Source organism: Amycolatopsis sp. NPDC041971 (assembly GCF_055588925.1).
This window is the reverse complement of sequence record NZ_JBVJCE010000012.1, coordinates 143,879-163,713: the sequence shown is the minus strand read 5'-3', so window position 1 is coordinate 163,713 and position 19,835 is coordinate 143,879. Positions and strand designations below refer to the sequence as shown.

General features: G+C 68.4%; 21 protein-coding genes. 5 read left to right on the top strand and 16 right to left on the bottom strand.

What is annotated here, in order from left to right; translation table 11 throughout:
* Positions 1-193: 193 nt before the first annotated feature.
* Positions 194-709 (bottom strand): Imm21 family immunity protein, encoded by a 516-nt coding sequence (locus tag ACZ6DT_RS23755; RefSeq protein ID WP_465598936.1) that lies wholly within the window; start codon positions 707-709, stop codon positions 194-196.
* A gap of 48 nt (positions 710-757) precedes the next feature.
* Here ACZ6DT_RS23755 and ACZ6DT_RS23750 point away from each other — a divergent pair, with 48 nt between their 5' ends.
* A complete protein-coding gene (locus tag ACZ6DT_RS23750; protein WP_465598934.1) occupies positions 758-1,021 on the top strand; it encodes a hypothetical protein in 264 nt (87 codons plus the stop codon).
* Between the two features lie 21 nt (positions 1,022-1,042).
* Here the strand turns inward: ACZ6DT_RS23750 and ACZ6DT_RS23745 are convergent, their stop codons facing one another.
* Positions 1,043-1,249 carry a hypothetical protein gene (locus tag ACZ6DT_RS23745; protein WP_465598932.1) on the bottom strand — a complete coding sequence of 69 codons (207 nt, stop codon included), beginning with the start codon at positions 1,247-1,249 and terminating at the stop codon, positions 1,043-1,045.
* Between the two features lie 357 nt (positions 1,250-1,606).
* On the opposite strand from ACZ6DT_RS23745, the gene ACZ6DT_RS23740 reads away from it, so the two are divergent.
* Positions 1,607-3,424 carry an FUSC family protein gene (locus ACZ6DT_RS23740; protein WP_465598930.1) on the top strand — a complete coding sequence of 606 codons (1,818 nt, stop codon included), beginning with the start codon at positions 1,607-1,609 and terminating at the stop codon, positions 3,422-3,424.
* On the opposite strand, the gene ACZ6DT_RS23735 is transcribed toward ACZ6DT_RS23740, so the two are convergent.
* From ACZ6DT_RS23735 to ACZ6DT_RS23685, 11 genes are all read right to left on the bottom strand, one after another.
* The gene (locus tag ACZ6DT_RS23735; RefSeq protein WP_465598928.1) at positions 3,421-3,990 is read right to left on the bottom strand and encodes a hypothetical protein; all 570 of its coding nucleotides are present in this window, start codon (positions 3,988-3,990) and stop codon (positions 3,421-3,423) included. The genes ACZ6DT_RS23740 and ACZ6DT_RS23735 overlap by 4 nt on opposite strands.
* 122 nt (positions 3,991-4,112) lie before the next feature.
* Complete coding sequence (gene wag31, locus ACZ6DT_RS23730; protein WP_465598926.1) at positions 4,113-4,973, bottom strand: DivIVA-like cell division protein Wag31; 861 nt, start codon at positions 4,971-4,973, stop codon at positions 4,113-4,115.
* A gap of 54 nt (positions 4,974-5,027) precedes the next feature.
* Positions 5,028-5,303 carry a YggT family protein gene (locus ACZ6DT_RS23725; protein WP_005155180.1) on the bottom strand — a complete coding sequence of 92 codons (276 nt, stop codon included), beginning with the start codon at positions 5,301-5,303 and terminating at the stop codon, positions 5,028-5,030.
* A gap of 114 nt (positions 5,304-5,417) precedes the next feature.
* Positions 5,418-6,032, bottom strand: a complete 615-nt coding sequence (locus tag ACZ6DT_RS23720) for a cell division protein SepF (RefSeq protein ID WP_465598924.1) — start codon at positions 6,030-6,032, stop codon at positions 5,418-5,420.
* A gap of 82 nt (positions 6,033-6,114) precedes the next feature.
* Positions 6,115-6,852 (bottom strand): YggS family pyridoxal phosphate-dependent enzyme, encoded by a 738-nt coding sequence (locus ACZ6DT_RS23715; protein WP_465598922.1) that lies wholly within the window; start codon positions 6,850-6,852, stop codon positions 6,115-6,117.
* Positions 6,849-7,562: a peptidoglycan editing factor PgeF gene (gene pgeF / locus ACZ6DT_RS23710; RefSeq protein ID WP_465598920.1), complete on the bottom strand. Its 714-nt coding sequence runs from the start codon at positions 7,560-7,562 to the stop codon at positions 6,849-6,851. Before pgeF ends, ACZ6DT_RS23715 begins: the two co-directional genes overlap by 4 nt.
* Positions 7,563-7,765: 203 nt before the next feature.
* Entirely contained in the window at positions 7,766-9,091 is a 1,326-nt protein-coding gene (ftsZ, locus tag ACZ6DT_RS23705; RefSeq protein ID WP_125789611.1) for a cell division protein FtsZ, read from the bottom strand.
* A gap of 251 nt (positions 9,092-9,342) precedes the next feature.
* A complete protein-coding gene (locus ACZ6DT_RS23700) occupies positions 9,343-10,101 on the bottom strand; it encodes an anti-sigma factor (protein ID WP_465598917.1) in 759 nt (252 codons plus the stop codon).
* The gene (gene sigK / locus ACZ6DT_RS23695; protein ID WP_465598915.1) at positions 10,098-10,706 is read right to left on the bottom strand and encodes an ECF RNA polymerase sigma factor SigK; all 609 of its coding nucleotides are present in this window, start codon (positions 10,704-10,706) and stop codon (positions 10,098-10,100) included. Before sigK ends, ACZ6DT_RS23700 begins: the two co-directional genes overlap by 4 nt.
* Complete coding sequence (locus ACZ6DT_RS23690; protein ID WP_465599171.1) at positions 10,699-11,445, bottom strand: DUF1365 domain-containing protein; 747 nt, start codon at positions 11,443-11,445, stop codon at positions 10,699-10,701. Before ACZ6DT_RS23690 ends, sigK begins: the two co-directional genes overlap by 8 nt.
* Before the next feature lie 5 nt (positions 11,446-11,450).
* Entirely contained in the window at positions 11,451-12,728 is a 1,278-nt protein-coding gene (locus ACZ6DT_RS23685) for an NAD(P)/FAD-dependent oxidoreductase (RefSeq protein ID WP_465598913.1), read from the bottom strand.
* A gap of 87 nt (positions 12,729-12,815) precedes the next feature.
* On the opposite strand from ACZ6DT_RS23685, the gene ACZ6DT_RS23680 reads away from it, so the two are divergent.
* A complete protein-coding gene (locus ACZ6DT_RS23680) occupies positions 12,816-14,126 on the top strand; it encodes a class I SAM-dependent methyltransferase (RefSeq protein ID WP_465598911.1) in 1,311 nt (436 codons plus the stop codon).
* Positions 14,126-14,911 carry a DUF1295 domain-containing protein gene (locus ACZ6DT_RS23675; protein WP_465598909.1) on the top strand — a complete coding sequence of 262 codons (786 nt, stop codon included), beginning with the start codon at positions 14,126-14,128 and terminating at the stop codon, positions 14,909-14,911. Before ACZ6DT_RS23680 ends, ACZ6DT_RS23675 begins: the two co-directional genes overlap by 1 nt.
* Here the strand turns inward: ACZ6DT_RS23675 and ACZ6DT_RS23670 are convergent.
* Complete coding sequence (locus ACZ6DT_RS23670) at positions 14,898-15,407, bottom strand: DinB family protein (protein WP_465598907.1); 510 nt, start codon at positions 15,405-15,407, stop codon at positions 14,898-14,900. The genes ACZ6DT_RS23675 and ACZ6DT_RS23670 overlap by 14 nt on opposite strands.
* A 218-nt stretch (positions 15,408-15,625) precedes the next feature.
* On the opposite strand from ACZ6DT_RS23670, the gene ACZ6DT_RS23665 reads away from it, so the two are divergent.
* Entirely contained in the window at positions 15,626-16,933 is a 1,308-nt protein-coding gene (locus tag ACZ6DT_RS23665) for a wax ester/triacylglycerol synthase family O-acyltransferase (protein WP_465598905.1), read from the top strand.
* 73 nt (positions 16,934-17,006) lie between these two features.
* Here ACZ6DT_RS23665 and ACZ6DT_RS23660 read toward each other — a convergent pair whose 3' ends face one another.
* Both ACZ6DT_RS23660 and ACZ6DT_RS23655 read right to left on the bottom strand, forming a co-directional pair.
* Positions 17,007-18,398 carry a class II 3-deoxy-7-phosphoheptulonate synthase gene (locus ACZ6DT_RS23660; RefSeq protein ID WP_465598903.1) on the bottom strand — a complete coding sequence of 464 codons (1,392 nt, stop codon included), beginning with the start codon at positions 18,396-18,398 and terminating at the stop codon, positions 17,007-17,009.
* A 79-nt stretch (positions 18,399-18,477) separates the two neighbouring features.
* A complete protein-coding gene (locus ACZ6DT_RS23655) occupies positions 18,478-19,410 on the bottom strand; it encodes a trypsin-like serine peptidase (protein ID WP_465598901.1) in 933 nt (310 codons plus the stop codon).
* Between the last annotated feature and the right edge of the window lie 425 nt (positions 19,411-19,835).

The following is a 19,835-nucleotide window of genomic DNA, read 5'->3' as shown; positions in this document are numbered from 1 at the left end:
CCGGCGCGTTCCGCGGTACCACCCCGCTTGCCCGGCCGGTGGTGTTCCGGCTGGGCCGCTCATTCGACGGCTGTGACGGGCCGTACCCGTCCGGTTCTACTGAGGGCCTGTGCCCTGTTCTTCCGGAGGCTCCCCGGTGATGCCGGATCGGTGCCAGTTGAGTCAAGGGTAGCGCGCGAGGGCAATCGGGTTGTCACCCGGTCTTCGGGGTCAGCCGGACCAGGCCGACTCCTTGAGTATGGACGGCTCGGATCCCGAAGTGCCCTTTCTCGATCTCGACGTACGCCTGCTCCGGCTTCCCGCCGGCGGGATACTCGACGCCCAGCTCCGGGCCGGCCGCCACCGAGTCCATGAGAATCGCGGGGCCGTCGGTCTCCCACTGGCCGCAGTCCTGCCATGGTGTGGCGGGATCGGCGAGGAGCCACTCGGCCTCGGTGAGCAAATCTGCCTCGGAGTCGGCGGCGAACCATCGAAGGAACGCGCGGTGTTCCGGGAGATAGCAAGTGGTGGCGGGCTCCTCTCCGAGGACCAGGCCCGTCACCCCGCCGATGGGAAGGGTGCCCGCCGGCGCGCTCACCGCGCAGGCACGGTCGTAGTCGTCTTCACCCCCTTCCAGGCTTCCCTTCCACTGCGGCAAGACGGAGACGGGCACGACGATGAGCGGGCCGCCGAGCGATTCGACCCAGGCTTGCGTCCGCGTGATGGTCACGGCGGCAGTGTGCCGTGAGGGACCGACAGTTTCGGCGATACTGCGAATATGGCGCGGGACGACTGGCTGGCCGAGCAAGCAGGGAGCTTCGCGTCGTTGCGTGGCAGGCAAGTCGACATGTGGACCGGCGTAAAGATGGCTCTCCGGGAGAACGTGGCGGGAGCCGGTCCACAATTCGCCGACCCCGACGTTCCTTGCCTCCAGCTTCACTGGCTTCAGGCGTGGCTGGACGACGGCAGCGCGATGGAGATCGGCACCTATCAGGACGACGACGGATTCGGTCTCCGCGGCCATACTTCGGGCAGGTCGTAACGACGGACGTCGGGACGGGATCTATCGATGGAAAATCAACGCCGCCAACGTCGAATGACCAGAACACCCCCGAACACCACGGGAATTGTTTTCCGTCAGAATCACATTCTGCTCCGCGTCGATCCGACGCTTCCAGATCTCGAGTTCCTGCTTGCGGACATGCAGCGTCGCGGTATCGACACGCCACCACGCGGTGGACGTCTCCGGGGATGCATCGTCGCTGTCCACAACCCCACGCTACTTCAAATCGAACACATGCGCTAGCCCGAACAGCCTAGCGAACAAAGTGGCCGGAATGCGCATGCAGCGAAGCAACTTTAAGGGCGCGAAGGCGTCGTGAGTGACAATTTGAGTTCAAGCAACCCTTTCGCAAGTGACGTGCGGCGCATATTTGCCTGATGCCAAGAGGCCAGCGCTCACGTGAAGTACACGAAGGCCCCCTTCCTGTACCTAGACGCAAGGAAGGGGGCCTTCATGTACTTCATGGTCTGAGTTCAGCCGCAGTAGTCTTGGCTCCCACAGGGCCCGAGTTGCCGTCCCCGCCATCGCCTCTAGGTTGACGGGTATGTCGATCTGCGGGGCACGATGAAAGGGCCCGGACTCCTCGTCGTCCTGTTGGTGGTCCTCGGCGGCGTCAGTGGGCTCGGGTTCCTGCTGGGGCTGGGCAACGCGGCCGTACTGGCGGCCCTCACCGCGCTTTTCTGTCTCATGGCGGTGGTGGGCGGGCCGCTTTGGGCGGATCTGCGGTTGCTGGGGTGGTTCGCGCCCGCGTTGATCCTCGCGGTCGGCGTGCCACGTTTGCTGGGGGCGGTGTCGCAGTGGGCGGCGATCGGGCTGTTGGTGGTGATCGTGGTCGTCGCCGGGCTGCTGCCGGTGCTCGGGGCGCGGTTCGTGACGGTCGGCCTGGGGCTCGGGATGGCGTCGCTGTTCGGGTACGGCTTCCAGTTGACGGGGACGGCGTCGGCGGGGCAGATCCTGGGCGCGCCGTCGCTCGCGGTGGGGGTCGTAGTCCTGTTGCGAGTGCTGATGGGCGCGAAGGATCCGGCCAAGCCGACCCGTGACGCGCTGGCCGACGCGCTCGCGACGGGTTCGCCCGAAACGCAGGAACGTGCGGCGCGGCTTTGGCTCGCGGATCGGCCCCGTCGCTGGACCGGGAGGGTCCTCGGCGGCATGTTCCGGTATCGCGCGGTCACCGGGTTGCTCGAGATCCGCGGGAAACGGCTGAACGGCCCCGAAATCGGTGAAACGCTCGGCGTCGCCAAGGAAGAAGCCGCCAAGCTTGCCGTGGCCGTCCGGAACGCGACGGCGCCGGACGAGGTCGAACCGGTGCGGCGCAAAGAACCCGTCGGACTTCCGGGTGCCTCGGCAAGGCTCGTCGACGGGCTCTGGGACGCTCTCGAAACCATCCGGGCCGCGGCGATCGAACGCGACGAGTCGCGTGTGGACGTTCCTAAAGGACTCCGTAAGGAGTTGCGCCGGATCGAGCTGAGCGGCGCGTTTTCCTGGCAGTCGGCGCAGTTCCGGCACGCACTCCGCTGCGGGCTCGGCGTCGGGCTGGCACTGGTGGTCGCGAGTTTCCGGCCCAGCGACCCGCTCACCGTGTCGTTCCTGCTCGCCACTTTCGCCATCATGCAACCGGAATGGCGGGACAGCCTGAGCAAGGCCTGGCAGCGGATCGGCGGGTCTCTCGGCGGTGCCGTCGTGCTCACGCTCGTTCTTTGGCTTCTGCCGCGAGGGTTTCTGCTGCCGATCGGGCTCGTCGCGCTGCTTGTCGGGTTCTCGTTCATGCGGACGCGACCGGCGGTGTTCAACGGCTGCATGGTCCTGATGTCGGTCGGCATGAACGCGACCACCAGACACCTCGACCCGCGCTACGTACTCGTCGAGTACTTGCTTCTGATGGTCCTCGCCGGCGCCATCGCCCTGCTGTTCGGTTTCGCCGCGATCCCCGGCGTACCGAAACCCGGCCCGGCGGAACGGTTCGAGAGCGCGGTCGGCGCCACCCGTGCGCTGCTCGGCTCGGTGGGGCGGAAACTGCGCGGCGAGGACGTCGACCCGCGAACGCTCGGCCGCGAGTTCCGTGCCGCCGCCGTCGCCCATCACGGCCTGCGCGCCGCGGAGCCGGGCACCAAGCAGCCCGCGCCCGGCCAGCAGGACGCGCTGGAGAACGCCGCCGAAGCCTTGCGCGGCCTGTCCGTCACCGCGTCGTCGCTCTTGCTGCGGCCGGGATCGGCCGGAGCGGCGGAAGCCGTCGACGAAGCGGCACGCACACTCGGGACCGAAGAGGCGGCGGAAATCCCGGTGCCACGGGACGCGGACGCGGAACAGCGCCTGGTGCTCGACACGATCGCCGCCGACGTGGTGGCGGTCGGCGAAGCGGCTCAGACGCTCAAGAGTGCCTAGACCTTGTCGCGGTGCTGCCTGGCGGTCTCGGCGTCGGGCGTGCACAGCGCGCACGGGGTGAAGCCGAGCTGCCGCGCCTCGCCGATACCGAGCGGGATCGTGTCCCGGGTTTCGAGCCACGTGCACGAGATCACGTGATAGCGCGGGTACTCGTCGACGACGACGATCTCGGCCTCGAGTTCGGAGACGACCGCCACGTCCTCGGGGTCGCTGTCCTCCTCGCCGGGGTCGCCGGCGCCCTGAGGCTCCGAAGACTCTTCAGCGTCGCCCAGCTCACCGGAGGCGGGCATCAAGACGGTCTGCTCGACATCCTCGGATTTCTTTTCCTCGCCCTCGGCGAGTTCGTCGTCATCGGACGCGTCTTCGACCGATTCCTCCGCCGGTTCTTCGGCGGGGGTGTCGGCCGCGCGCTTCTTCCGGCGGCGCAGCAAGTCGAAGAGAAGCAGCAACCCCGCGACGACGGAGAGACCGATGGAGAGCCAAGCCCACAGGGAGTTCGCGGTGATGAGCGCCGCGACGAGCAGCCCCAGAGCCGCCAGTACCAGTACCAGGACGATGTAGAGCACGGTGAATTACAACACGAGAGCCCAGCGAAACGGCCCCGACCCTCCGGAGAGTGCCGAGGCCGTTCCACTGTGTAGAAATAGACCGCGTAGGAACAACCAGGTGGAAACCACCCGGGCGGAGATCAGCCCGCTTCGGCCCGAGGACCGAACGAGTAGCCCTGTCCGCCACCGGAGGACGGCGACTGGCCCGAGTTCGACGAGGACGCCGAGGCGGGAGCGGCCGAACCGCGGTCGTCGAGCTCACGCAGCTGGGACTCGAGGAACCCGCGCAACCTCGTGCGGTACTCCCGCTCGATCGTGCGCAGCTCTTCGATCTTCTTGCCCAGCGAGCCCTTCTCCGCGTTCATGTTGTTCATGGTCTCGGTGTACTTGCGCTGAGCCTCGCGCTCCATGGTCGTCGCCTTGTCGCGCGCCTGGCGCTCCAAGGTCTCGGCACGGGTTCGCGCGTCGTTCAGCATGGTCTCGGCGCGCGTGCGCGCCTCGTTCACCATCGAGTCCGACTTGGACCGCGCGTCCGACAGCAGCTGCTCGGACTTGGTCCGGGCTTCGGCGAGCATGCCGTCCGACTCGGTCTTGGCCTCGGCGGTGAGCCGGTCGGCCATTTCCTGCGCCAGCCCGAGCACCTTCGCGGCCTGGACGTTGGGCTCCCCGTTGTCCGGCACCATCGAGTGGGCCTGGGTCTGCTCCATCGCCGACTGCGGCGGCGGCACCGGCGCCAGGCGACGCGACGGCTCGTCGCGTACCTGTGGCGGCGGGCCGACGGCGCCGGCCTTGGCGTTCTCGAGCTCACCACGGGTGGTCTCGAGCTCGTTGTCGAGCTGTTCGACCTGCTGCCGCAGCTCGTTGTTGTCTTCGATCAGCCGGGCAAGCTCGGTCTCCACCAGGTCGAGGAACGCGTCCACCTCGTCCTCGTTGTAGCCCCTTTTGCCAATGGGCGGCTTGCTGAACGCGACGTTGTGCACGTCAGCGGGGGTCAACGACATCAGATCACCTCACGCACTCCATGGCCTGCAGGTCCACCGGGGCTTCCCCGAAAATCACCCTGGCGTTGCCAGCTGCATCGCAAAGAACACAACCAACAGCAGCACCATAATCGATAAGTCCAGTCCGACGCCGCCGATTCGTACGGTCGGGATGATTCGTCTGAACAGACGAACCGGTGGGTCGGTCACTGTGTAGATGGTCTCCAGCGTTACCGCAACCCCTCCGGCAGGACGCCACTCGCGAGCGAAAGCACGCACGAGCTCGACGACGATCCGTGCCGTCAGCAGGAGCCAGAAGGCGAACAGCACGTACCAGACGACCAGCAACACAGCATTCACGTAACCACTCTGCCATGGTCTGCGTCAAAAGACGCAGTGGACGGGCAAGAGATGCCGATGAGTCGACAAAATCACATCCGGCTGCGTTCAGCGGTCACCGGGTGATCAGCCGCGCAGGAATAATCCGCCTTCGGCAATCCGCCGACGGTCCTCCGCCGTGACGTCCACATCGGGCGGTGAGAGAAGGAACACCTTGTTGGTGACCTTGTCCATCGATCCGCGCAACGCGAAAGCGAGCCCAGCGGCGAAGTCGACGAGACGCTTCGCGTCCGCGTTCTCCATCTCCGTGAGGTTCATGATCACCGGGATGCCCTCCCGGTAGTGCTCCCCGATCGCCCGCGCTTCGGCGTAGCTCGTCGGGTGCAGCGTGGTGATCCGGCTCAACGGGTCACGCACCGCGGCACGGACCGGCTCGGTGACCGGCCGCAGCCGGGCGACCGGTTCCGGCTGGCGATCGATGGCCAGCGCCCCGTGGACCACAGGCTCCGCGCTGGGCACGGAGCGTGACCGAGGGCGCGGCGCGGGCTCGTCATACGTGTCATCGAGGTCCCGGTAACGTCCACCCCGTGACCGGGCCGGCGGCTCATCGTCGTAGTCATATTCGTCGTCGGCATATTCCTTTGGGGCGTAGCCTCGCCGGTAGTCATCCTCGACGTCATAGCCGTCTTCGTCCGCGGGCACCATCCCGAAGTAGGCCTTCAGCTTCTGCAGCGCGCTCATGCCTCTCCCTAGCCTTAGCCGCGTCCCGCACCGTACTCCCCCGCCCTCGCCACCACTCCCCGTAACGACGAGACGGTATTCCCTAGGGCGAGGCTAAACCGCGTCCACCGAGCAACGCGGTTCCGACACGCACACAGGTTGAGCCGTGCGCGATCGCCTGCTCGAGATCATTGCTCATTCCGGCGGAGATCTCACGGGCTTTTGGGTGCTCTTCCCGTAGACGCTCCGACGCGCGAGCGAGTTCCTCGAACGCCTCCACAGGAGCAATACCCAGCGGAGCCACGGCCATAAGCCCCCGGAGGCGAAGATCACCCACATGGGCTATTCGCTCCGCCAATTGGCTTAAGTCGCTCACCCGAATGCCCCCGCGCTTCGGATCGTCATCGAGACTTACTTGAATGAGGACGTCCAGCGGGTGCTCGCGTTGCCCGGAATCGAGGGCCGACCTGGTGGCCTTCGCGAGCGCGTCGGCGAGGCGTTCGGAGTCGACGGACTGGACCTCGTCGGCCCAGCGCACCACCGAGCGGGCCTTGTTCCGTTGCAGACTGCCGACCATATGCCAGCGGACGCGGGCGTCCGGACGGAGATCGGCGACTTCCTGGGCTTTCGCGCCCGCCTCTTGATCGCGGTTCTCGGCGAGGTCGAGCGCGCCGAGGTCGGCGAGCAGCGCGGCGTCGAGCGCCGGGAAGGTCTTGGTGACCGCGAGCAACTTGACCTCGTCGCGCGCCCGCCCGGCGGCCTTGCACGCGGCGCCGACCCGCTCTTCCACTTCGGCGAGGGAGGCGGCGAGTTCCGCCTTTCGTTCGTCGGCGGTACTCACGACGCGTCCAGCCAGGTGATCCCCGCGATCCGGCCGGTGGTGCCGTCGCGGCGGAAGCTGAAGAGTGTCTTGTCTTCGTTGGTGCAGCGCGGGTCGACACCGATCTTGCCGACGCCGAGGTCGGCCAGTTGCCGCCAGAGGCCGGCGCGCAGATCGAGCCCCGGCGTGCCCTTGCGGGTTTTGCAGGCGCTGCCCGGCACGTGCTTTTCGACGTCGGCGGCCATGTCGGCGGGGACTTCGTAGCAGTCGCCGCAGATCGCGGGGCCGAGCAGCGCTTCGGTGCGGGCCGGCTCGGCACCGAGACCGCGCATCGCCTCGATCGCGGCGGGGACGACACCGACCCTGGTGCCGACGCGGCCCGCGTGGACAGCGGCGACGACACCGGCTTCGGCATCGGCATCGGCGAGCATGAGGGGAACGCAGTCGGCGACGAGCACCACGAGCGCGAGGCCGGGCTCGGCCGTCACGAGCGCGTCGGTCGCTTCGGCGGCGGAGGTTTCGGAACCGTCGACGACGGTGGCGGTACGGCCGTGGACCTGCTCCATCCACGCCAGCCTGTCCTCGGTGAGGCCGAGTTCGGTGGCGAGACGTTTGCGGTTGGCGTAGACGTCGCCGGCGTCGTCACCGACGTGGTCACCGAGGTTGAAGGTGTCGTAAGGCGGCCGCGAGGCCCCGCCCGCCCTTGTCGTGACAACCCGCCGTACCCGCAAAACTTGCCTCCTAAGCCAAGGTGCCCCAGCTCAGGCGACCCAGCTGAGGTGACCAAGGTCTTTTGATCTTCTGAAGTCGCGCCTTTTGGCCGACAGGCCCCGCTATCACGATGACAGGGCGCCCTCCAGGGAGAATGTACCTTCTCCCCGAACGGGCGCCCTGGCAGCGTGATAGCGGCAGCGCGATAAAAATACAGCTCGATTTACCTGCGCATGAACGGCGGCACGTCGACCTCGTCGTCCGAAGGGTCGTCGTGCACCGGGGTGGCGCGGCCGGGCAGGCTGCCGTGGGTCGAGTTCGATCCGATCGGCGAGTAGCCGCGCGAGCCGCCGCCGGGCTGCGGAAGTCCGCCGCTCAGCGAGCCGTTGCCCTCGTTGCGCGAGGACGGCATCGGCGTGTGCGTGCGCGGCGGCGCGACCGGGTAGCCGTTCGAACCGGTCGACGGCACCGGCGTGGCACCCGAAGGCGGGCTTTGCACCGGAGTCGCCCCGCCGCCGTTGACCTGGCCGGCCTGTGCGGACGCGGTCGACGAGTTGGAGCGGGAGCCGAAGGTCGACGGGTCGAGCTTCTTGTGGGTCGGGGTGCCGGCATCGAAACCGGCCGCGATCACGGTGACCCGGACCTCGTCGCCGAGCGAGTCGTCGATGATCGTCCCGAAGATGATGTTGGCGTCGGGGTGCGCGGATTCCTGCACCAGCGACGCGGCTTCGTTGATCTCGAACAGGCCGAGGTCCGAACCGCCCGCGATCGACAGCAGCGCGCCGTGCGCCCCGTCCATCGACGCTTCCAGCAGCGGCGAGTTGATCGCCTTCTCCGCCGCCTGGATCGCCCGGCCTTCCCCGCGCGCCGAGCCGATGCCCATCAGCGCGGAACCCGCACCGGACATGACGCTCTTGACGTCGGCGAAGTCCAGGTTGATCAGACCCGGCGTGGTGATCAGGTCGGTGATGCCCTGGACACCCGAAAGCAGCACCTCGTCCGCCGAACGGAAGGCGTCCATCAGCGAGACGCCGATGTCGCCCAGCTGGAGCAGCCGGTCGTTCGGGATGACGATGAGGGTGTCGCATTCGTTGCGCAGCTGCTGGATGCCGTCTTCGGCCTGCTTGCTGCGGCGCTTGCCCTCGAAGGTGAACGGGCGGGTGACGACGCCGATGGTCAGCGCGCCGAGTTTGCGGGCGATCTGGGCGACGACGGGCGCGCCACCGGTGCCGGTGCCACCGCCTTCACCCGCGGTCACGAACACCATGTCGGCGCCCTTGATGACCTCTTCGATCTCTTCGCGGTGGTCCTCGGCGGCCTTCTGCCCCACCTCGGGGGCGGCGCCGGCACCGAGACCGCGGGTCAGTTCCCGGCCGATGTCGAGCTTGACGTCGGCGTCGGACATGAGCAGTGCCTGTGCGTCGGTGTTCACCGCGATGAACTCGACACCCTTGAGGCCGACCTCGATCATGCGGTTCACGGCGTTCACTCCGCCGCCGCCGATACCGACGACCTTGATCACCGCAAGGTAGTTGTGCGGGGGCGTCATCGGAGCCGCCTTCCTGATCGTGTGTGCTCGTGCTGCCCGCCGGTCGCTGAGCCTCTGCCGAAACCCTCGAGCTGAAGTTCAGATCGAGAGTTATGTCAACTGCCGACGTTGAAGCAGGACGGTATGCACCAGGCTGGCTCGAATCCAGTAGCCACGCCGTGTGTCGCAAAGGTGTTTTGCCACAACATGTTCGCGGGCGCAAGAGCGAGACCCGGTCGCGGCGGCGAACGGCGGCCTGGTAGGGGCGGGGATCAGGTGGGCATGGGCATGACCATGACGACGTCCTTCGACGGCGTTCCGGTCGGTGATCCGCCCGCCTGTTCGACGCTGAGCGCGAACCTCTCGGCCCCGCCGAGTCCGTCGGCGACCAGCAGCGCACCGCCCTGACCACCGGAAATGAGCCCGGCGGGCTTGGGTGCGGTGCCCGGGAACATCAGCCACGCCTGGTAGGTCCGGCCCGGTTCGTTCTTCGGCAGCTGTGCCGCCATGAAGACGAGCTTGTCCTTCGAGCGCGACATCATCACGGTCCCGCCACCCCCGACGGTGGCGTCGGCGCGCCCGGTCCGGACGTCGGCGGCCGAAAGCACCTCGGCGACGGGCTCGTAGCGCGCCGCTTGTTCGCGCGCGGCGGTCAGCTGGGTGTGGTTGTCGTAGGCGATGCCGCCGAACACGGCGGTGCCCGCCAGCCCGACGATCGCCGCCGCGGCCGCCGCGATCGCCCAGCGCGGGGCGCGGCGGCGGTCCTTGACACGCTGCCCGGTCTCGAAGCGTGTCTTCGGCGGCTGCTGCCTGGTCGCCATCGCCTCCTCGAGCACCCGGCGCTTGAGTTCGGGCGGCGGGTCTTCGGCCAGCGCGGCGCCGAGCCGGGTCGCGGTCATCTGCAGTTCGAGGACCTCTTGAGCGCAGGAAGCGCACTCCCCGAGGTGCCGCTGGAACTGCGCACGCTCCACATCGGACAACGCGTCGACGGCGTAGGCGCCGGTGAGCGTGTGCATTTCGGGCATGGTCATGCCGTCACCCCCAAACAGTCCCGGAGCCGGATCAGGCCGTCCCGGAGCCGGGTCTTGATGGTCCCGTGCGGGGTCTGGAGCACTTCCGAGACCTCACGATAGGTATATCCCTGGTAGTAGGCGAGCAGCACGGATTCCCGTTGCAGCTCGGTCAAGGTCGTGAGACAGCGGCGCACCTGCGACCGTTCCCAGCGGGCCGCGACGGCCTCGGCCACCTCGTCGAAGGGCCGGGCGCGGGCGGCCTCGAAGGTCGCCTTGACCTCGCGGTCCGAACTGGCGCGTGCCGAACGGACGCGGTCGACGGCACGGCGGTGCGCGAGCGTCATGGCCCAGTTCAGCGCGCTCCCCCGCTCCGGGGAGTAGCGCGTGGCCGTGCGCCACAGCTCCACCATCACCTCCTGGGTGACTTCTTCCGACTGCGCGGAGTCACGCAGGATCCGCCGCACCAGGCCGAGGACCGGGCCGGCGAGCTTGTCGTACAAAGCGTCGAAGGACCGCTCATCGCCCTTCGCGACCCGGACGAGCAGATCCTCGGCCGTCGGGCCTGCCGGTTCGCCGTCTTCGGGAACGGGCGCCATCCGGCGCGGGCGTGCCGATTCATCCATCAAGCGTGCCTCCGGCCGTCAGTAATGCCTGTGGTGTCTGTGGTGTTCGCCGCGTGATCGGTGCCTTCTTCCACCACAGTGTGATCCCGTGCCGCCGGATCAGCGCGGAGACCCGGTGCGGCATGAGCGGACGGGTGATCAGCATATGCGCCAGCCACTTGGCGGTGGCCGGTCGGCGCACCCCGCGCAGCGACGCGATCAGCAGGGTCTTCCCGTCCTGGCGGAGGGCGATCTCGACCGAGAGCAGCGACTCCGGCCTGGGCACCTCCATCCGGTACTCACCGTCCATCGGCTGGAACGGCGAGACGTAGAACTCCTTGTCCGCGACGGCGTTTCCGGCTTCGTCGGGACGCAGGAGGTACGCGTGCCTGCCGCGGTAGGTGTTGTGGACCTCGGCGACCACGCATTCGAGCGCACCGTCGGGCCGGTGGCACCAGTACAGGGTGATCGGGTTGAAGTTGTGGCCGAACATCCGCGCGCCGGCGAGCATCAGCACCCGGCCGGCGCGAAGGTCGACGTCGCGCGCCGCGAGCCAGCGGTCCAATTTGGACCGGATGCTGGCGGTGTCCTTGGACGCGAAGTGGTCTCGAGGGTCGAAGCGGGCGAAGGGGCGCAGCCACCACGGCAGCTTCGGCGGCGCGTCGAGGTCGATGAACCACAGATAGACGCGGTGGGCGAACGAGAGCGGCGGATCGTTGCGCCGGACATGCGCCACCGTGGAGTCGTAGAGCACGGCCATCACCGTCACCAGCGCACCCCGAATTTCTCGGCGGCGCGGACACCGGAGGCGCAGCCGTCCTCGTGGAACCCCCAGCCGTGATACGCCCCGGCGAAGGCGACCGCGTCGTCGTTCAGTTCCGGCAGACGACGCTGGGCGGCGACGGATTCCGGCGTGTAGACGGGGTGTTCGTAGGTCATCTTGGCCAGCACCGCATCAAGGTCAGGGGCCTTGCCGGGGTTGAGCGTGACGACGTGGCCGGTCGGCTCGTCGAGCCGCATCAGGCGGTTCATATCGTAGGACACCTGGACCGCGCCGTGGCCCGCACCGCAGAAGGGGGTGGCGTAGTTCCAGCCCGCCCGAGCCGATTCCGCCGTCGGGAGCACGCCGGTGTCGGTGTGCAGCCACGCCTCGTTGCTGAAGTAGCGGAACGAGCCGAGGACCGCACGTTCGGCCTCGGTCGGCGCCGTGAGCAGCTTCAGTGCCTGGTCCGCGTGCGTGGCCAGGACGACTTTGTCGAGCTTGTGCCGCGTGTCGGCGTCGTCACGGACCTCGATCCCCCGCGGGGTGCGCTTGACCGAGCGGACCGGCGTCGACAGGTGCACGGCGGTCAGCTGCTTGGCCGCCCGCTCGACATACTCGCGGGAGCCTCCGGCGACGGTACGCCAGCACGGGGAACCGCCGACCGACAGCATGCCGTGGTTGCGCAGGAACTCGAACAGATAGCGCGCCGGGTAGCGGAGCGTGTCGGTCCGGTCGGCCGACCAGACGGTCGAGACGACCGGGAGCATGAAGTGGTCGACGAAGTACTTCGAGTACCCGCCGATCGCGAGGAACGCGCCGAGCGTGACGTCTCCGGCCTCGGGCGCTTCGAGGACGCGTTTCGCGTGCCGATGGAAGCGCTTGACGTCGGCGAGCATCCGCAGGTAGCGCCCTCGGGTGACGTTGCGTGGCTGGGCGAACAGGCCTTTCATGCCCTTCGCCCCGGCGTACTGGAGTCCGCAGCCGTCGCAGCGGATGCTCATCGACATCTCCGCGTCGCGGGTGGTGACACCCAGTTCGGCGAAGAGGCGGAGCAGGTTCGGATAGGTGCGCTCGTTGTGCACGATGAACCCGGAGTCGACGCCGACGGTGCCGCCGTGCGCGCTCGGGACGTCGTGGGTGTGCGCGTGCCCGCCCAGCCTGTCGTCGGCTTCGAACAGCAGCACTTCGTAACGGCGTTGAAGCAGGTAGGCCGCCGTGAGGCCGGCGACGCCGCTGCCGATGACCCCGATGCGTTGCCCCTTGGTGTGCACATAAGACATTCGGAGCCGGAGCGGCCGAGGATTGGATCGCGTGAAGCGGTGCCACCTCCGACCCATCCCTTTCCGGTCCGGGAGCGAATGACGACTATGCCGAACAGTCCCGCGTCCCGCCTGGCCCCGTTCGTCGAGCGGCTCCTCGGTCGCTCCTTGCCGGTCGGTCTCCGTACCTGGGATGGCGTACGCACCGGTCCGCCGGATACCCCGACCGTGGTACTCCGGAACCGGCGTGCGCTGCGCCGTCTCCTCTACGCCCCCGGCGAACTGGGGCTGGCGAGGGCCTACGTCTCCGGAGATCTCGATGTCGAAGGCGATCTCGCCGACGGATTCCGCCGGATCTGGACGCTGACCCGGTCGGGTGCCTCGCGCGGTGCCAAGCTCGGCCCGCGCGAATGGGCCGAGGCGCTGCGGATCGCGGTGCGCCTGGGTGTCGTCGGGCCGCCGCCCAAGCCGCCCGTCGAGGAAGCCCGGCTGTCCGGGAAACTGCACACCCTGCTCCGCGACAAGTCCGCGATCGTGCATCACTACGACCTGAGCAACGCCTTCTACCAGCTGCTGCTCGACGAATCGATGGCCTACTCGTCCGGGTATTGGGCCTCCGACGAGGACGGCTACGACGTCGAACAGGCCCAGTGGGACAAACTGGAGCTGATCTGCCGCAAGCTCGGCCTCCGGCCGGGGATGCGCCTGCTCGACGTCGGTTGTGGCTGGGGCTCGCTGCTGGTGCACGCGGCGAAGCACCACGGCGTGCACGCCGTCGGGATCACGCTTTCGGCGGAGCAGCGGCAGCACATCCGCGGCCGTCTCGTCCAGCACGACCTCGAGGAACGCGTCGAGGTCCGGCGGCAGGACTATCGCGAACTGTGCACCCGGACCCTCGGCGGGAAAACGTACCTCGGGTCGGCCGACGAGCCGTTCGACGCGGTCGCGTCCATCGAGATGGGCGAACACGTCGGCGAGGAGAACTACCCCGAGTACACGCGGACGCTGTACCGGATGCTCAAGCCCACCGGACGGCTGGTCCTGCAGCAGATGTCCCGCGGCACGGTGGCCCCCGGCGGCGGCGCGTTCATCGAGCGCTACATCGCCCCCGACATGACGATGCGGCCGTTGGGCCGCACGCTCGGGCATCTGGAGACCGCCGGATTCGAGATCCGCGACGTCCACGCGCTGCGCGAGCACTACGTGCGCACGGTCCGGGCATGGGAGAAGACGCTCGAAGCCAACTGGGACGACGTCGTGGCGCTGATCGGTGAGTCCGGTGCGCGGGTCTGGCGGCTGTACCTGGTCGGCGGGGCGCTCGCGTTCGAGGAGAACCGGATGGGCGTCGACCAGATCCTCGCGGTCCACCCGTCCGAGGAAGGCTTGAGCGCGCTACCCGCCACCCGGGAGTGGTCCTGATGGCCCTCGGCGGGACCCTCGCGGTGACGGCGGGCGCGACCCTCGTGGCCTTCGTCGTCACCTTCGCCGTCGCGCGGTGGCGCAAGCGGTACGACACCGTCGACACGTTCTGGGGACCGGGCTTCGCCCTCGTCGCGCTGGTGGCGGCCCCACTCGGGGACGGGTCGGTGGCGCTGCGCGTGGTCACCGCGCTGCTGACCACGGTCTGGGGTGTGCGCCTCGGCGTCCACCTCCACCTGCGCAACCACAAACTGCCGGAAGACCCGCGTTATGTGCGGATGGCGGAGAACGCCGGGGAGAATCCGGCGCTCAACCTCTTCGTCCGCGTGTACCTGCTGCAGGCGGTGGTGCTCTGGTTCGCCTCGCTACCGGTCCAGTTCGCGATGTACGGCGACTCGTTCGGGCTGACGGCGTGGCTCGGTGTCGCGGTGTGGCTGGCCGGCTTCGGGTTCGAGACGATCGGCGACGAGCAGCTGCGCCGTTTCAAGGCCGTCCCGGCCAACAAGGGGAAGGTGCTCGACAGCGGACTGTGGCGCTACACGCGGCATCCCAACTACTTCGGCGACGCGTGCGTGTGGTGGGGCCTGTACCTGCTGGCGTGTTCGAGCTGGGTGGGGGCGGCGACGATCCTGTCGCCGATCGCGATGACGTACACCCTCGCCAAGGGCACTGGAAAACCTTTGCTGGAGAAGGGTTTGCGGCGTTCGCGGCCGGGATACGCGACGTACGTCGAGCGGACCAGCGGATTCTTCCCGCTGCCCCCGCGCAGGGTCACTCCCCGGTGAGACCGTCGGTCAGCTCGCGTAACAGGTCGAGGTGGCCGGCGTGCCTGCCGGTCTCCTCGATCATGTGCGCGACCACGAACCGGACGTTGACCTTGCGATCGCCGCGGAAGGGGACCTCGTCGTCCAGCCCCATCCCGGCGACGACCTTGCGGCTGCGCTCGCACTCGGCCTCGTAGACGGCGATCAGCTGGTCGATCGGGGTCTGCATGGCGACCCGGAATTCGGCGTCCGGATCGACCTCCAGCGCCTCCTTCCAGACGTCTTCCTGGCCGTTGAGCACCACGGTGAACCAGTACTGCTCGACGAGGGTCAGATGCCCGAGCAGACCGGCGACGGTGGTCAGTTCACTGGGGACGAGCGGCCGCCGGGCCTGCTCGTCGGTGAGGCCCGAGCACTTCCACACGACCGTGGCGCGGAGGAAGTCGAGAAAGCCGTTCAGCTGGGTGCGCTCGTCGCCGGTGAGCGGCGGTTCGGGGCGCTGCGGTTCGTCGGTCATGGTGGTGCAGTCTGCCGGTTTCCTCGGATGATCCGCTAACGAGTTACCCCGGGACGCACGGTCCACCATCTGTCGCAGAGCCGTGGTCCATGTCCGAACACGATCCCATCGTTCGAGTGAAACCAGCGGTAATTAGCGCCGAGGAAACATGACGACCACCCGCCCGTCATGTCAGGCTGGTGCAGTTGTGCCCCTAGCCGGAGCGTCACGGAAGGCAAATGATGTCAGGCCTGCAGCTGAGCGCACTCGATGTCGCTTTCCTTTGCCTGGAAAGCGAAACGACACCGATGCACATGGGCGCGGTGGCCACCTTCCGCCCGCACGGGCAGGTGCACGCGCGTCAGCTGACCACGTTGCTCGCCGAGCGGGCGGCCCGGCTTCCGAAGCTGCGTCAGCGCCCTCGCACCACGCTGTTCCCGCCCGGCGCCGCCATCTGGGCCGAGGACCCGGATTTCGTTGCCAGTGAACATATTTCACATCACCATCTGAGCTCCCTGTACGAACCGGACCCGCTCTCCGCCTACGCGTCGCACTGGATGGGCCGTCCGCTCGACACCGGAAAACCCTTGTGGGACTTGCATCTCGTCACCGGCCTGCCGGACGGCGAGTTCGCGTTGCTGCTGAAACTGCACCACGCGCTCACCGACGGGGCGGGGGCGTACGCCGTCGCCGCGGGCCTGCTCGACGAGCTTCCTCACGCGACGCGGCGTCCGCGCGGCGGCACCGGACCGCCCGCGCCTCGCTCCCCTGTGGACGCTGTCAAGGAGGCCGTCGGCTCGACGCTGGCCCAGGCCGGGATCGCCTCTTCGGTCGTCCGCGCGACCCGTTCGCCGCTGTCGCCGATCAGCGCGCCGCCGTCGACCGAACGACGGCTCGGCCTCGTCCGGCTGGACACCACCGAGATCCGGCGGATCCGCCGGGCCCACGGCGGGACGGCCAACGACGTCGTGCTGGCGATCCTCAGCGGCGCGCTGCGCGAATGGATGACCAACCGCGGTCAACGCGCCGACGACCGGACACTGCGGGCGCTCATCCCGGTCAGCGTGCGCGGACGGTCCGCCGAGCAACTGGGCGGGAACAAGCTGTCCGGCTACCTCTGCGACCTGCCGGTCGGCCTCGACGACCCGGTGCGGCGGCTGCTGGCCGTCCAGCGCGAGATGAGCCGGAACAAGGCCGGGGGCCCGGCCCGGGGCGCCGGCGCGTTCCCGCTGCTCGCCGGCCGGATGCCGCCGATGCTGCACCGGCTCGGCAGCAAGGCCGCCGGACTGGCCGCGCCGCTGCTGTTCGACCTCGTGATCACCACCGTGCCGGTGCCGCCCAACCGGCTCGCCCTCGACGGGACGAAACTCGACGGTGTGTACCCGTTCGTGCCGCTGGCGCCGCGGCAGGCGATCGGGATCGCGGTGGCGACCTACCGTGACTCCGTCCACATCGGACTTCAGGCGAACGGGGCGGCGGTCTCGGACGTGGGTTCGCTGCGGGACGGGGTGCTCAAGTCGGCCGCGAGGCTGCTGGACACTGCCTAGCGCGTGCTAGGAACGGTCCGTTCCTTGCGAAATTTGCAAGGAACGGTCCGTTCATAGCGCGTACGAAACCCGGTCAGCCGCGCAGCATCTCCGCGACCAGGAACGCCAGCTCCAGCGACTGCTGCGTGTTCAGGCGCGGGTCGCACGCGGTCTCGTACCGGCCCGAAAGGTCCAGATCCGAGATCTCCTGCGCGCCGCCGAGGCATTCGGTGACGTCCTCGCCGGTGAGTTCGACGTGAATGCCACCCGGGTACGTGCCGAGCTTGCGGTGCACCTCGAAGAAGCCCTGCACCTCGTCCACGATCCGGTCGAAGTGCCGGGTCTTGTAGCCCGTCGAAGACTCGTGCGTGTTGCCGTGCATCGGGTCGCACTGCCAGATGACCTTGTGCCCGGACGCCTCGACCTTCTCGACGATCGCGGGCAGCACCTCGCGGACCTTGCCGTTGCCCATCCGGGCGATCAGCGTCAGGCGGCCGGGCTCGTTGCGCGGGTCGAGGCGGCGGACGTACTCGACGGCCTGCTCGGGTGTGGTCGTCGGGCCGATCTTGAGGCCGATCGGGTTGGCCAGCAGTTCGGCGAAGGCGATGTGCGCGCCGTCGAGCTGCCTGGTCCGCTCGCCCACCCACAGGAAGTGCGAGGACAGGTTGTACAGCTTGGGGTTCGTCGCGTCCGCGCGGTCCATCCGCAGCATGGAGCGCTCGTAGTCCAGCAAGAGCGCCTCGTGGCTGGCGAAGATCTCAGTGGACTGGAGCGAGGCGTCGGTCACGCCGCAGGCGGACATGAACCGCAGGCCGCGGTCGATCTCCGCGGCCAGCGCCTCGTAGCGCTCGCTGGCGGGCGAGGACTTCACGAAGTCCTTGTTCCAGTCGTGCACCTGGTGCAGGTCCGCCATACCGGCGCCGGTGAGCGCGCGGACGAGGTTCATCGCGGCGCCCGCGTTGGCGTAGGCGCGGATCATCCGGCCGGGGTCGGGCACGCGCAGTTCGGGCTTGGCGACGAGCGAGTTGATGATGTCGCCGCGGTACACCGGCAGGCCGAGCGCGTCGTTGGACGCCGAACGCGGCTTCGCGTACTGGCCCGCGATCCGGCCGACCTTCACCACCGGCAGGCTCGCGCCGTAGGTGAGGACGACGGCCATCTGCAGCAGGGTTCGCAGGTTGGCGCGGATGTGCGGCTCGGTGTTCGACTCGAACGTCTCCGCGCAGTCACCACCCTGCAGGAGGAACGCCTCGCCGCGCGCGACCATGGCGAGCCGGTCGGAGAGCCGGTCGATCTCGGCGGGGACGGTGATCGGCGGCACACTCTCCAGCACGCCGCGTACGCGCTTCGTCAGCTCGGCGTCCGGCCATTCGGGCTGCTGCGCGGCGGGCCGGGAAAGCGCGTCGTCGAGCCGGTCACGCAGCTCGGGAGGCAGAGGAGGCAGTTCGGGGAGCGTGTCGACGGGAACGTCCACTGTCCAGTTCACAGGCACCAGGATATGCCGCGCCGAAAGCCGCCCGCCCACCGGGACAAAAGTCCCAAAGAGTGGGCGGGCGACGGGACGATCAGGCGGCCTGCGCCTTGTTGTAGAGGTTCTGCGCGTCCGTGCCGAAGTACGGGCCGAACATGTAGCCGGGCAGGAAGGTGTAGCCGAAGCTGTTCACCGAGGCTTGGACGCCCGCGCCGGTCGCCTCGCTGAAGTTGAGGAACCACGGGCCGCCGCTCGAACCACCGGTCATGTCGCAGTTCATCCCGTGGTCCTTGGTGAGCAGGAAGTCGGTGAACGTGCTCCCGCTGCAGTAGATCAGCTTCATGCCGTCGTACGGTGCCGCCGCGGGGTACCCGAACGTGTACATCGACTGGTTGCGCGCCTGGTTGAAGGCGATCCCCTGCGCGCCGACGACGTCGGTCAGCTTCTGCCCGTTGAGCGGGTTGACCACGGCCGCGCCGATGTCGTAGTTCATGTCCTCGCTCGCTTCCCACTGCGGAGTGGTCAGCGTGCTCTTCGCGGCCCAGGTGCCGTACGGCGTATTGCCGTTGTCGTAGCCCGGAGCGAAGGTCCAGTTGGTGTGCCAGGCGCCCTGGTACTTCACACAATGTCCGGCGGTGATCACGACACTGCCGTTCGCGCTGGTGACCGCGTCACCGGAGCACGAGGCGTTGCGCCCGCCCATGGTGAAGAACACCCGGCCCGCGGTCTGCACGACCTTGCCCGCCCCGGTCCATGCGCCGCCACCGTTGGGGATGCTCTGGATGATCGTGCTCTCGCCCTTCGCGACCTCCTTGGGCGAAAGGGGCGGGGCCTGGACCAGCTGCTCGATCGGCACCGCCGACCGCATCCGCTCGGGCGTCCAGTAGGCCGCCACCGCGTGTGCGTCGGTCGCCGCCTGATGATGGACCGGCCCGGCGTGAGCGGGACTCGCGACCGCGGTCAGCGCCGTCACCGCGAGCCCCATGAGCGCCGCCAGGATCCCCGTCCGGGAAGCCGTCCTCTGCATGGCGTACCACCTTTCGCCACCGGTGAATTGCCGTATGACTTGCACGACTTCCTGAAAGTATTTGTCCTGCTACAGGCCGTACAAGCGGCCGTTCGGCCCAATCAGGCCGGACAGTGGGAGTCGGCGGCGGGGAAGACACCGTCCCGCAGACAGCGGACGACGGCAGGAAAGCCAATATCGCCAACGTTTTTCTCATGCGGAGAGCTTGGCGAGCGAAACGGCTCTACCGCGTCGAACCGCGGCCTGATCCCGGCCCTCCACCTCGGGTGGGAGCGTCCCCTGCCGTTCGTCACCCCGGCTGCGACGTCGGGGGGGGGGGGGGTGGGGGGGGTGGGGGGGGTGGGGGGGGGGGGGGGGGAGAAGGAGAGCGGCAAAGACGCCTCTGGCGAAGGGGTGCACAAAAAAGCAGGGGGGGAAGTACCGGT

Excerpts from the sequence above, each read along its gene's own strand:
- ACZ6DT_RS23750 (WP_465598934.1), top strand. The coding sequence starts at position 758 with ATGGCGCGGGACGACTGGCTGGCCGAGCAAGCAGGGAGCTTCGCGTCG.
- ACZ6DT_RS23740 (WP_465598930.1), top strand. The coding sequence starts at position 1,607 with ATGAAAGGGCCCGGACTCCTCGTCGTCCTGTTGGTGGTCCTCGGCGGC.
- wag31 (WP_465598926.1), bottom strand. The coding sequence starts at position 4,973 with ATGTCGTTGACCCCCGCTGACGTGCACAACGTCGCGTTCAGCAAGCCG.
- ACZ6DT_RS23720 (WP_465598924.1), bottom strand. The coding sequence starts at position 6,032 with ATGAGCGCGCTGCAGAAGCTGAAGGCCTACTTCGGGATGGTGCCCGCG.
- ftsZ (WP_125789611.1), bottom strand. The coding sequence starts at position 9,091 with ATGACGCCCCCGCACAACTACCTTGCGGTGATCAAGGTCGTCGGTATC.
- ACZ6DT_RS23700 (WP_465598917.1), bottom strand. The coding sequence starts at position 10,101 with ATGACCATGCCCGAAATGCACACGCTCACCGGCGCCTACGCCGTCGAC.
- sigK (WP_465598915.1), bottom strand. The coding sequence starts at position 10,706 with ATGGATGAATCGGCACGCCCGCGCCGGATGGCGCCCGTTCCCGAAGAC.
- ACZ6DT_RS23690 (WP_465599171.1), bottom strand. The coding sequence starts at position 11,445 with ATGGCCGTGCTCTACGACTCCACGGTGGCGCATGTCCGGCGCAACGAT.
- ACZ6DT_RS23685 (WP_465598913.1), bottom strand. The coding sequence starts at position 12,728 with ATGTCTTATGTGCACACCAAGGGGCAACGCATCGGGGTCATCGGCAGC.
- ACZ6DT_RS23680 (WP_465598911.1), top strand. The coding sequence starts at position 12,816 with ATGCCGAACAGTCCCGCGTCCCGCCTGGCCCCGTTCGTCGAGCGGCTC.
- ACZ6DT_RS23675 (WP_465598909.1), top strand. The coding sequence starts at position 14,126 with ATGGCCCTCGGCGGGACCCTCGCGGTGACGGCGGGCGCGACCCTCGTG.
- ACZ6DT_RS23670 (WP_465598907.1), bottom strand. The coding sequence starts at position 15,407 with ATGACCGACGAACCGCAGCGCCCCGAACCGCCGCTCACCGGCGACGAG.
- ACZ6DT_RS23665 (WP_465598905.1), top strand. The coding sequence starts at position 15,626 with ATGATGTCAGGCCTGCAGCTGAGCGCACTCGATGTCGCTTTCCTTTGC.
- ACZ6DT_RS23655 (WP_465598901.1), bottom strand. The coding sequence starts at position 19,410 with ATGCAGAGGACGGCTTCCCGGACGGGGATCCTGGCGGCGCTCATGGGG.